This is a genomic window from Kribbella albertanoniae, assembly GCF_004348455.1.
Classification (GTDB): Bacteria; Actinomycetota; Actinomycetes; order Propionibacteriales; family Kribbellaceae; genus Kribbella; species Kribbella albertanoniae.
The window spans coordinates 1-10,355 of sequence record NZ_SMKA01000317.1; the positions used below are offsets into that span (position 1 = coordinate 1).

General features: G+C 68.0%; 13 protein-coding genes. 6 read left to right on the forward strand and 7 right to left on the reverse strand.

All coding sequences use genetic code 11. From position 1 onward, the window contains the following. Window positions 1-562, reverse strand: a 562-nt coding sequence (locus E1261_RS39300) for a hypothetical protein (protein WP_202875410.1), incomplete at its 3' end; no start/stop codon positions are given. Then, the gene (locus E1261_RS39305; protein WP_132414839.1) at window positions 559-1,299 is read right to left on the reverse strand and encodes a hypothetical protein; all 741 of its coding nucleotides are present in this window, start codon (window positions 1,297-1,299) and stop codon (window positions 559-561) included. The genes E1261_RS39300 and E1261_RS39305, both read right to left, overlap by 4 nt. A 53-nt stretch (window positions 1,300-1,352) precedes the next feature. Between E1261_RS39305 and E1261_RS39310 the strand changes: the two genes are divergently transcribed. The 4 genes from E1261_RS39310 to E1261_RS39325 are packed head-to-tail and all read left to right on the forward strand — an operon-like array spanning window position 1,353 to window position 5,000. Next, complete coding sequence (locus E1261_RS39310) at window positions 1,353-2,033, forward strand: biliverdin-producing heme oxygenase (RefSeq protein ID WP_272948636.1); 681 nt, start codon at window positions 1,353-1,355, stop codon at window positions 2,031-2,033. Continuing rightward, window positions 2,030-3,166: a heme/hemin ABC transporter substrate-binding protein gene (locus tag E1261_RS39315; protein WP_238176720.1), complete on the forward strand. Its 1,137-nt coding sequence runs from the start codon at window positions 2,030-2,032 to the stop codon at window positions 3,164-3,166. The genes E1261_RS39310 and E1261_RS39315 overlap by 4 nt, the downstream gene beginning before the upstream one ends. Next, window positions 3,163-4,200 carry a FecCD family ABC transporter permease gene (locus E1261_RS39320; protein ID WP_132414841.1) on the forward strand — a complete coding sequence of 346 codons (1,038 nt, stop codon included), beginning with the start codon at window positions 3,163-3,165 and terminating at the stop codon, window positions 4,198-4,200. Before E1261_RS39315 ends, E1261_RS39320 begins: the two co-directional genes overlap by 4 nt. Further along, window positions 4,197-5,000 (forward strand): heme ABC transporter ATP-binding protein, encoded by an 804-nt coding sequence (locus E1261_RS39325; protein WP_132414842.1) that lies wholly within the window; start codon window positions 4,197-4,199, stop codon window positions 4,998-5,000. Before E1261_RS39320 ends, E1261_RS39325 begins: the two co-directional genes overlap by 4 nt. Here the strand turns inward: E1261_RS39325 and E1261_RS39330 are convergent. The 3 genes from E1261_RS39330 to E1261_RS39340 all read right to left on the reverse strand — a co-directional run bounded on the left by E1261_RS39330 (window position 4,921) and on the right by E1261_RS39340 (window position 7,672). Continuing rightward, on the reverse strand, window positions 4,921-6,033 hold the full coding sequence (locus tag E1261_RS39330) for a hemolysin family protein (RefSeq protein ID WP_132414843.1): 1,113 nt from the start codon (window positions 6,031-6,033) through the stop codon (window positions 4,921-4,923). The two genes, E1261_RS39325 and E1261_RS39330, sit on opposite strands and share 80 nt — an antisense overlap. Continuing rightward, window positions 6,030-7,367, reverse strand: a complete 1,338-nt coding sequence (locus E1261_RS39335) for a hemolysin family protein (RefSeq protein WP_132414844.1) — start codon at window positions 7,365-7,367, stop codon at window positions 6,030-6,032. Before E1261_RS39335 ends, E1261_RS39330 begins: the two co-directional genes overlap by 4 nt. Window positions 7,368-7,477: 110 nt before the next feature. After that, on the reverse strand, window positions 7,478-7,672 hold the full coding sequence (locus E1261_RS39340) for a twin-arginine translocase TatA/TatE family subunit (protein ID WP_132414845.1): 195 nt from the start codon (window positions 7,670-7,672) through the stop codon (window positions 7,478-7,480). Window positions 7,673-7,737: 65 nt separating this feature from the next. Here E1261_RS39340 and E1261_RS39345 point away from each other — a divergent pair, with 65 nt between their 5' ends. Both E1261_RS39345 and E1261_RS39350 read left to right on the forward strand, forming a co-directional pair. Beyond that, complete coding sequence (locus E1261_RS39345) at window positions 7,738-8,418, forward strand: TIGR03089 family protein (RefSeq protein WP_132414846.1); 681 nt, start codon at window positions 7,738-7,740, stop codon at window positions 8,416-8,418. Window positions 8,419-8,422: 4 nt separating this feature from the next. Further along, the gene (locus E1261_RS39350; protein WP_132414847.1) at window positions 8,423-9,202 is read left to right on the forward strand and encodes an SDR family NAD(P)-dependent oxidoreductase; all 780 of its coding nucleotides are present in this window, start codon (window positions 8,423-8,425) and stop codon (window positions 9,200-9,202) included. Here E1261_RS39350 and E1261_RS39355 read toward each other — a convergent pair. Together E1261_RS39355 and E1261_RS39360 are read right to left on the reverse strand one after the other, a co-directional pair. Next, the gene (locus tag E1261_RS39355) at window positions 9,199-9,519 is read right to left on the reverse strand and encodes a hypothetical protein (RefSeq protein ID WP_132414848.1); all 321 of its coding nucleotides are present in this window, start codon (window positions 9,517-9,519) and stop codon (window positions 9,199-9,201) included. The two genes, E1261_RS39350 and E1261_RS39355, sit on opposite strands and share 4 nt — an antisense overlap. Before the next feature lie 72 nt (window positions 9,520-9,591). Continuing rightward, on the reverse strand, window positions 9,592-10,355 hold a 764-nt coding region (locus tag E1261_RS39360), incomplete at its 5' end, for an NAD-dependent epimerase/dehydratase family protein (RefSeq protein ID WP_132414849.1).

Consider the following 10,355-nt stretch of genomic DNA (forward strand, 5'->3'; position numbering starts at 1 on the left):
GGGTGTCACTCGCGAACGTCACCTTCACGGCGAGCTCGTGCGCAGCGTTGACCGCACCGCCGCCGGGGTACGTGTAGACGCCGTAGTTGCGCGGGTTCTCCGCGACCTTCTTCGTCTTCACCGTCAGCTCGAAAGTGCCGTCCGGGTTCAGCAGAACCATCCGCGGCTTCTGCGCCGGGAAGTCGGTCGAGACCTGGTCGTACGACGGTTGCGGTACCGCCCACTTGGTGTCGAGCAGAGTCCGCGTGGTCGCGTCCGCGCCGGTCGACGGCTGCCAGTTGTCGGCGAACGACCCGAAGACGACGTACACGCCGGCCGGCTGACCGACGGTAACCGGCGGCCGCAGCGAGACATTGGCCGCCGGGTCGAACCCGGATCCCTTCACTACAAGGTCCTCACCCGGCGTGATGTCAGCGGTCTTCGACACCTCGATCTTGGGAGTGAAGGCTTGAGCAGGTTGAGGTGTCGGTGTGACCTCAGCCGAAGCCGGGGTCAGACCGATGCTGGACGCGGCGACCGCCGCCAAACTCGCGAACAGTGCGAACCCGAGGCGGCGGCTCATGCCGAAGTCTCCTTCTGCGAGGTGGTCTTGCGACGAGTGGCCAGGACGAGGGCGGCGCCAGCACCGAGCAGTACGACGGCCGCGACCGCGAAGCCGATCGCCAGACCGCCGGTGTTGGCGAGGCTGCCGGTCGGCTTGCCGTCCTTACCGCCACCGGTGTTCGGCGTACTGGGTGCAGTGGTGGGCTGGTTGGTCGCACTGGGTGTCGTGGTGGGCTGAATACTCGAGCCGCTGAAGGTGACCGGGATCAGCACGTCAGCGCTGCGATCCGCCGTACGGGTGTGGTCAGCGCGAGTCCCGATCACGCAGCCGAGCGGCGCAACCTTCTTGTCCAGGCAGTTCGTGAACTGATCCTTGGCCTTCACCGTCAGCTGCACCTCGAACGATCCCTTGCCACCGGACTGGGTGAACGGCCGCGCCAGGCCCTCGCCGTACGACGGCGGGTTCGATGAGATCCACACGGACGAACCGGATTCGCCCTTCATGTCCACCCCACCCAGGCATGGCGAAGGTAGTTGCCCAGGGCCCTTGTTCACGCAGAACGCGACGTAGATCCCCTTGTTCAGGTCGAATCCACTGCCACGGACGGTCACGTTGGTGCCGGCCGGGTTCAGTCCGGTCGTCACCGACGCCGTCACGGTCTGCCCGTTCGGCCCGCTCGCCGCGAGCGCTGCGACCGGCCAGCCGGCCACCCCCAGTACCGCGACGGCCACTAACAGCCCCACCCTGAATTTCACGCCCCACTCCTCACCTAATTCAGTTTGGTTAGGCTAACCTAAGTCTCGCGACTCTGCCATCGGGCCCGTCGGCCACCGCTCAGCCGCCGTTCTCGCAACGCCTCCGGGAACGGAGCATGCGCATGCACCGAGACGCCGAGGGGAGCAGCTATCTCGCAGCCCTGACCAAGGGCCACCTCGACCTCCCCGCGTACGCCGCCCTGGTCGCTCAGCACGCGGCGATCTACTGGGCCCTCGAAGAGCTCGCGGACCAGTTCAGCGGCCATCCCGTCGCCGGCGCGTTCGTCTTCCCCGATCTGCACCGCCGAGACGCACTCGAGGCCGACCTGGCCTACCTGCACACCCGCGGCGTACCGATCCCGGAGCCGACCGTGGCCACCCGCCTGTACGCCGAGCGGCTGGCCGAGCTGTCCGGATGGCCGGGCGGGTTCATCGCCCACCACTACGTCCGCTACCTCGGTGACCTGTCCGGCGGCCAGGCGATCGGCCGGCTGATCGCGACCGAGTACGGCCTGGTCCCGGGCGGCGACGGCGTTCGCTTCTACGTCTTCGACAACGTGAAGCCCAAGCCGTTCAAGGACGCCTACCGCGAACTGCTTGACCAGCTTCCCCTGGACGAGGAGGAGCAGGAGCAGGTTCTCGAGGAGGTCCTGCTCGCCTACCGCTTCAACGTCGACGTGCTCAAGTCCCTCGCCGATCTGGTCCTCCCCCGCTACCCGCAGGTCGCGTCGTGACGCTCGATCTGTCCCGAGTCTCCCGTACGGCGATCCTCGTCGTCCTGCTGTTGCTCGTGGCAATGGGTTGCGCGGAGTCGAAGGCAGCGCCTGAGCCGACGGCCGCTGTTGACGCCTGCCGCCCACCAGTCAAGGGATTCGCAGTCAGTAATGATGCCGACGGCAACCCCTTGCCCAAGGCAACCACAGCTCCGGTCACCGGCACCGACCCGCACACGCTGACCGGGCCGGCCACGGCGACGCTGACCGACCACGCGATCCACCCGGTTGCGTCGTCGGCCGCACCGAAGCTGCCGGTCGACGTGAAGTCGTGTGACGGCAAGCAGGTGCAAGTCAAGGACGCCAGCCGGATCATCGCGGTCGACCTCTACGGCACGCTGGCCGAGATCGTGTTCAGCCTCGGACTCGGCGACAAGGTCGTCGGCCGGGACACCTCGACCGGCTTCCCCGAAGCCGCCAAGCTGCCCAAGGTCACGCCGAGCGCTCACGACCTGAACGCCGAGGCGATCCTGTCGCTCGACCCAACCGTCGTACTGACCGACAAGAGCATCGGGCCGCCCGAGGTAATCGAGCAGTTGCGGGCCTCCGGCGTACCGGTGATCTTCTTCTCCGACGCCCGGACCATGGACGGGATGCCGAGCCAGATCCGCGCGGTCGCAGGCGCCCTCGGCGTACCGGAGCGCGGTGAGGAGCTGGTCAAGCGGACCTCGACCGAGATCACGTCCGCCCTGGCGCTGGCGCGGTCGGGCGGCAAGCCTTTGCGGATGACGTTCCTCTACGTCCGCGGTACGGCGGGGGTGTATTTGATGAGCGGCCCGGGTTCCGGCGCGGACGCGATGATCAAGGCGATCGGCGGGATCGACACCGGGACCGATATCGGGCTGGACAAGTCGTTCGTGCCGCTGACCAGCGAGGCGCTGATCCGGGCGCAACCCGAGGTGATCATCGTGATGACCGAAGGGCTGAAGTCGGTGAAGGGCGTTGACGGACTGCTCAAACTGCCCGGGCTCGGCCAGACGCCGGCCGGTCAGCACCGCCGGATCATCGACATGAACGACACCGAACTGCTCGGCTTCGGCCCGCGGACCGGCCGGACCGTCGCCGCGCTCGCCAAGGCGGTCTACACGCCTTGAGTCGGTTGCGATCGGTAGGCCTGATCGGCTTCCTGACCGTCGCGCTCCTCGTGCTGGTGATCGTCGCTGCGGGGCTCGGCCAGCTGCGGATCCCGCCGGCCGAGATCGTCGGGTCGCTGCTGCATCGGATCGGGCTGGATCTCGGGCCGATGCCCAGCCACCCCCAGGGCGACAACGCGCTGTGGAAGGTCCGGTTCCCGCGGGTGGCGCTCGCCGTACTGGTCGGGGCCTCGCTGGCTACTGCAGGTGCGTTGATGCAGGGCGTGTTCGGCAACCCGCTGGCCGAACCGTCGGTGGTCGGGGTGTCGTCGGGGGCCGCGGTCGGCGCTTCGCTCGTCATCGTCACCGGGGTGACGTACCTCGGCAACTGGACGATCGCCGTGGCCGCGTTCATCACCGGACTCGGTACGACGTTGCTCGTGCACTCGTTGTCCCGGGCCAGCGGGCGGACCGAGGTGGTCACGTTGGTCCTGACCGGGATCGCGGTGAACTCGTTGGCCTTCACGCTGATCTCGTTCGCCACGTTCATCGCGAACACGAGTGCCCGCGAGCAGCTCGTCTTCTGGCAACTCGGCAGCCTGAACGGCGCGACCTGGCCGGCCGTGACCGCGGTTCTGCCGTTCACCGTGGCCGGTCTGATCGCGTCCGTCGTACTGGCTCGGCGGTTGGATCTGTTGTCACTGGGTGATCGGTCGGCGGGGCATCTCGGGGTGGACGTCGAGCGGCTGCGGCTGACCGTGATCGTGGTTGTTGCACTGCTGGTCGGGGCGAGCGTGGCGTTCTCCGGGATCATCGGTTTCGTCGGACTGGTGGTGCCGCACCTGATCCGCATGATCGCCGGGCCGGGGCATCGGTTGTTGCTGCCGGCAAGCGCATTGGGTGGCGCGGTTCTGGTGATCGTCGCGGATCTGCTGGCGCGAACGTTGATCCGCAACGCTGATCTGCCGATCGGCATGATCACCTCACTCGTCGGCGCTCCGTTCTTCTTCTGGCTCCTGCGCCGGACCCGCACCCGGCAAGGAGGTTGGGGATGAGGCGCCGACTCCCGTCCCGGCTGCCAACCGGTAGGACGATCGCCGAGGTGCGCGGGGTGTCGCTCGCACTCGGCGGTACGCCGATCCTGGACGGAGTCAGCCTGTCCGTCCGCACCGGCGAGGTGCTGGCGCTCGTCGGCCCGAACGGCGCCGGCAAGTCCACGCTCCTCGGCGTACTCAGTGGCGATCACGCCCCCGACCACGGCGCAGTCTTCCTGGCCGGGGAACCGCTGAACCACTGGTCCCCGGTCGAAACCGCGATGCGCCGCTCCGTGATGTTGCAGCAGGCAACAATCTCCTTCCCGTTCACCGTCGCCGACCTCGTCGCCATGGGCCGCGCTCCCTGGTACGCAACCACCCGCGCCGACGACGACGAACGCGCTGTACAAGCTGCATTCGAGACCGCCGACATCACCGAGTTCCGCCACCGCGTCTTCAGCTCCCTCTCCGGCGGCGAACGAGCCCGTGTCTCACTGGCCCGAGCCCTGGCCCAAGAATCCCAACTTCTCCTCCTGGACGAACCCACCGCCGCCCTGGACCTCCACCACCAGGAAGCAGTCCTGCAGCTAGCCCGGAAGTCCGCAGCTGGGGACGATGCGGTGGTGGTCGTGGTGCATGACCTCAATCTCGCCGCTGGGTATGCGGATCGGGTTGCTGTTCTTTCGCACGGGAAGGTTGTTGCTGATGGCAACCCCCGGAAGGTCTTGACGGCTGAGTTGCTCAGTGAGGTCTATCGGCATCCGGTGGAGGTTTGGCCCCATCCGGGGAGCGGGGCTCCGGTGATTTTGCCGCGGCGGTGATGATCGGGTCGGTTTCGTCGTCGAACTCGCCGATGACCTGTTCCAGCAGGTCTTCGAGGGCGACCACGCCGAGTGGGTCGGTGCCGGTGCAGACGACCGCGAGCTGCGAACGGTGGTCGCGCATGGTGCGGATGGCGGTGGCTACTGGGGTACCGGGCGCGAGGTTCAGCGGCGCGGTCATCAGTTCGGCGGCTCGGAGCGTCGTACCGCCGCTCGTCGTGGCGCGGGCAGCGTCGCGGACGTGCACGATGCCGCAGATCGTCGTACCGGTCATGACGGCGAGGCGGGAGCGGCCTTCGCGGCGGCTGGTCAGCTCGACATCACGGGCGGAAGCGGTGGACGGAATGGTGGCAAGACGGTCCATCGGAACCATCAGCTGAGCGATCGTGATGTTCTGCAGTGCGAGCATCGCGGTCAGCAGGTCGTGTTCCGGCGCCTCGAGGGTGCCGTGCTCGCGGGACGCGTCGATCAGCAGCCGGAGCTCATCGGGACCGTGCGCGCTCGCCAACTCATTCTGCGGGGTCACTCCGACCAGCCGGACGCACAGGTTGGCGATCCAGTTCAGCGCGAGCAGGAGCGGGCGAACGGCGTACGTGAAACCGCGGAACGGCAGCGCCAACACCTGCGCCGCGCGCTCCGGGTTGCTGATCGCCCACGACTTCGGCGCCATCTCACCGAGCAGCACATGCAGCAGACCGATCCCGCCGACCGCGATGATCAGCGCGATCACATGCCCCACGCCCTCGGGGATATGCGCGAGCTCGAACAGCGGATGCAGCAGATGCGCGACCGCCGGCTCGCTCAGCGACCCCAGCCCCAGCGTGCACAACGTGATCCCGAGCTGGGCACCCGCCAGCATCAGCGACAGCTCGCTGATCCCTCCAATCGCGGCCCGGGCGGACCGGCTTCCCGCTGCCGCGGCCTCCTCGAGCCGATGCCGCTTCGACGCGACCAACGCGAACTCGGCCGCCACGAAGAACCCGTTCAGTGCCAGCAAACCAACCGAGATGATCAGAGCGAGCGGCGTACTCATGCCACCCGCTCCATCACGACAAGACCGGGCACGCGTCGTTCCAACGTCTGTACGACGAGCTTGACGAACTCCGCTCGAATCGGCCGCCCCTCGTGGTCGAGCCGGTGCGGAAGCTCCACGATGATCTCGTCACCGATCACCGGGATCCGGCCGAGCCGCGCCATCACCAGCCCGGACACGGTCTCGTAGTCGTCGGACACAGGCAACGCCACCCCGGTCGCCTCCTCGACCTCGTCGAGCCGCCACCGCGCGGGCACGACCCACGAACCATCACCACCCTGGATCGGCGACGTCTCCGGCAGATCGTCCTCGTCCCGGATCGCACCGACCAGTTCCTCGGCGATGTCCTCCAGCGTGATGATGCCCGCGAAACCGCCGTACTCGTCGACCACGATCGCGAGCTGGCGGTGCGCCGTACGGAGCCGTTCGAGCACGACAGGTAGTGGGAGCGTGGACGGTACGACGACCGGTGGCGAGGCGAGTGAGCCGACGGTGACGTGGCCGCGGTCGGCCGGTTCGACCTCGACGACGTCGCCGATCGCGATCACCCCGACCACCTCGTCGACCGAACCCGCGATCACCGGGAACCGGCTGTGCCCGGTGTCCTGCAGCTCGACCACCCTGGTCAGCGGCTCGTCCTGGTGCACGGTGACCACATCGACCCGCGGCCGCATCGCCTCGTCGGCGATCCGGCCGCGGAAGTCCAGGCCACGGTCCAGCAGCCGCATGGTGTCCTCGTCCAGCAACCCCTGCTCGTACGACGAGACGATGATCCGGTCCAGCTCCTGGGCCGTCGCACCCTGGGGCAGCTCCTCGACCGGTTCGATCCCGACCCGGCGGAGAATGCGGTTCGAGGCTGCGTCGAAGACCCGGATGATCGGTCCGGCGATCGTCAGGTACAGCAGTGTCGACCGCGACAACCGCAGCGCGATCGCCTCCGCCTTCGCGATCGCGAGGTTCTTCGGCGCCAGCTCCCCCAGCACCATCTGAATCACCGTCGCGAGCAGTAGCGCGGCAATCACCGACACCGAAACACTCACTGCCTCCGGCACCCCGGCCGACCCGAGCACGCGCGCCAGGCCCTCGCCCAGATACGGCTCGGCGAAGTACCCAGCGAGCAACGCCGTCACCGTGATCCCGACCTGCGATCCCGACAGCACGAACGACAACCGCGACGTCACCTTCAACGCCCGCACCGCCGCCGCATCACCGCCGTCGGCCAACGTCCGCAGCCGGCTCCGATCCACGGCCACATACGCGAACTCCTGCGACACGAAGTAGCCCGTGGCAACAGTCAGCACCAGGATCAACCCCAGGCCAGCCAGAATCAGCATGCCTCGACCCTAGGGGAAGCGGACCGCCAGCACTCACCAACCTCCGCGGAACCCGCTCCCCACGCTCAGCCGCGAGCCGACAACCGCCGCCAGAGGTGGCGGCGGTCCGCCTACGCCCCGGTCTTGGAACTACTTTCCACGGCCGGCGGCGTCTCGTCCTCTTTCTGGATCTTCTTGAACTCCTTCATCGCCTGCGCGACGCTGCGGGTGAGCTCGGGGACCCTCTTCGCGCCGAAGAGCAGGAACACGACGATGAAGATGACGACCCACTCGCCGCCCGCGGGCATCTCCAACTGTGGAACCATGACCGGCCTTCTTTCCAGTAGTCCCTGCCAACGTACGTCTGCCGGCGGACCGTAGGGTGGGCCATATGTCACAGGTTCTGCCCGAGGTTTTCGCCGCTGCGGTCCGCCGGGACGGCGCCGGCCCGCTGTTGACCTACTACGACGACTCGACGGGTGAGCGGATCGAGCTCAGCGCGCTGACGACGGCGAACTGGGTGGCCAAGACCGCCAACCTGCTCGTCGACGAGTACGACCTGGAGGCGGATGAGACCGTCGCGATCGGTCTGCCGCCGCACTGGCTCGGCGTGGTCTGGGCGCTCGCGACCTGGTCAGCCGGGGCCGCGCTCACCTCTCAAGCTGGCACCCTCGCGATCACAGGCCCCGACTTCTCGGCCAGTGGTGAGCGCGAGACGATCGCGTCCGCCCTGCTCCCCCTCGGCGGGCGGTTCCGCGAACCGCTGCCGGCCGGCGTCCACGACTACGGTGCCGAGGTCTACAACCACCCCGACGTGTTCGTCCCGTTCGACGCCCCTTCCGCCGACTCCCCGGCGTACGACGAACTCACCCATGCCGACCTGATCGGTACGGCGGAACCGATCGCCGACCGCATCCTGACCACCCGCGACCTGACGACCCGGGACGGACTTAAGGTCTTGATCGGGGTCATCATCGGCGGCGGCTCGATCGTGTTGTGCCGCAACCTGGACCCCGCGAAACTCGACCGCCGGGTGGCGGACGAGAAGGTCGATCGAGTCCTGGAGGACTGACACAGTGCAGCGGTTCGAGGGGCGGGTCGCACTCGTTACGGCGGGGGCGCAGGGGATCGGTGCCGCGGTGGTACGGCGGTTCGCGGCCGAAGGTGGTTCGGTCGTGATCACCGATCTGCAGGAGGACAAGATCGGCGAACTCGCGACCGAGATCGGCGACCAGGCGATCGGGGTGCGCACCGATGTGACGAGTCGCGCGGATGTCGATGCCGCGGTGGCCGCAGCCGTCGAGCGATTCGGCCGGCTGGACGTCGTCGTCAACAACGCGGGCGGCTGTATCGTCACGAGCGTTCCCGAGGACACGACCGACGAGGACTGGCACCGCCAGCTCGACCTGACGCTGGTCGGTGCCTCGCGCTGCATCCAGGCAGCCCTGCCGCACCTGGTCGAGTCCCGCGGCAACGTGGTCACGATCAGCTCCGTCAACGGACTGGCCGCCTTCGGCAACGTCGAGTACTCCGCGGCCAAGGCCGGCCAGATCGCGATGACGCTGAACTACGCGTCCCGCTACGGCAAGCTCGGCGTCCGCTTCAATGTCGTTGCCCCCGGCACCATTCGGACCCCGAACTGGGACAACCAGCTGGACACGCTGGAGAAGTTCAAGGCGCTCTACCCGCTGGGCCGGATCGGCGAACCCGAGGACATCGCGGCCGCGGTCGCGTTCCTCGCCTCCGACGACGCCTCCTGGATCACCGGCCACACGCTGCCGGTCGAGGGCGGCGTGCTGACCGGCCCCGGCATGGTCAACCTCAGCCCGTCGGGGCCGTTCAAGAAGGAGTACTAGAAGTTGAACCAGTAGGCCACCCGCAGGGGTAGCCCCGACACCGCGATCCCGAACCACGCTCCGCGTCGAATCAAGCACCAACCGCTATGCCCCCGCTGAGCCTGCAGCACAGTCGCTCCCGTCACGAGCAGGGCCAGTACGGCGATCAGCGCGGCTCCGAAGATGGCCCAGCCGCCGATCATCGAACCGACGCCCAAGGCGACCCAGACCAGGCCGCCGATGAAGGACGCGGGACTGTACGCCGAGTCCCGCGCCCGCCACGGCTGGCCGCAGTCCGTCGGCCCATCCGGACGCAGGTACGCCGGCATGTCGTCCATGGCCCGGACTGTAGCCGCGCCCGGGCTCAGCGGTTGCCCGGTTCAGCGGTTGCCGGCTCAGCGGTTGCCGGCTCAGCGGTTGGCGGGCCAGGCCTTCCAGGCCGAGGCGAACATCTCGTCCACGGTGTGGGTGTTCTTCCAGCCGAGGTCACGGGCCGCAAGCTCGCCCTGCGCAACTACCTGGGACGGGTCGCCGGGCCGACGCGGCCCCTCGGTCGGCGTGAAGTCGATACCGGTCACCCGGCGAGCAGCATCCATGATCTGGCGAACCGACGTACCGGTCCCGCTCCCCAGGTTGTAGACGGGCTCCAGCGCCGTACCGGCATCCAGTGCCCGCGCCGCGGCCACATGTGCACGAGCGAGGTCGGCGACGTCGACGTAGTCCTTCACCGACGTCCCGTCCGGGGTCGGGTGGTCGGTGCCGTAGATCTGCGGCACCTTCCCCTGCGCGAGCAGGTTGCACACGATCGGGAACAGGTTGTACGGACTCGCGTCGTACACGGTCGGGTCGCCGGAGCCGACCACATTGAAGTACCGCAACGAGGTGTGCCGCAGGTCGGAGGCCTTGGCCTGGTCGCGCAGCAACCACTCCCCGATCAGCTTCGTTTCCCCGTACGGCGATTCCGGCGCCGGCGCGGTCGTCTCGGTCACCGTCTCGACCTTCGGCGTCCCGTACACCCCCGCGCTGGACGAGAACACGATGTTCCGCACACCCTTCTCGTCCATCGCCTCCAGCAACGACACCATCGCCGTCACGTTCTGCGTGTACGTGTGCAACGGCCGCTCCACCGACACCCCGGCGTACTTGAACCCACCCAGGTGCACCACCCCACTCA

Excerpts from the sequence above, each read along its gene's own strand:
- E1261_RS39325 (WP_132414842.1), top strand. The coding sequence starts at position 4,197 with ATGAGGCGCCGACTCCCGTCCCGGCTGCCAACCGGTAGGACGATCGCC.
- E1261_RS39330 (WP_132414843.1), bottom strand. The coding sequence starts at position 6,033 with ATGAGTACGCCGCTCGCTCTGATCATCTCGGTTGGTTTGCTGGCACTG.
- E1261_RS39335 (WP_132414844.1), bottom strand. The coding sequence starts at position 7,367 with ATGCTGATTCTGGCTGGCCTGGGGTTGATCCTGGTGCTGACTGTTGCC.
- E1261_RS39340 (WP_132414845.1), bottom strand. The coding sequence starts at position 7,672 with ATGGTTCCACAGTTGGAGATGCCCGCGGGCGGCGAGTGGGTCGTCATC.
- E1261_RS39345 (WP_132414846.1), top strand. The coding sequence starts at position 7,738 with ATGTCACAGGTTCTGCCCGAGGTTTTCGCCGCTGCGGTCCGCCGGGAC.
- E1261_RS39355 (WP_132414848.1), bottom strand. The coding sequence starts at position 9,519 with ATGGACGACATGCCGGCGTACCTGCGTCCGGATGGGCCGACGGACTGC.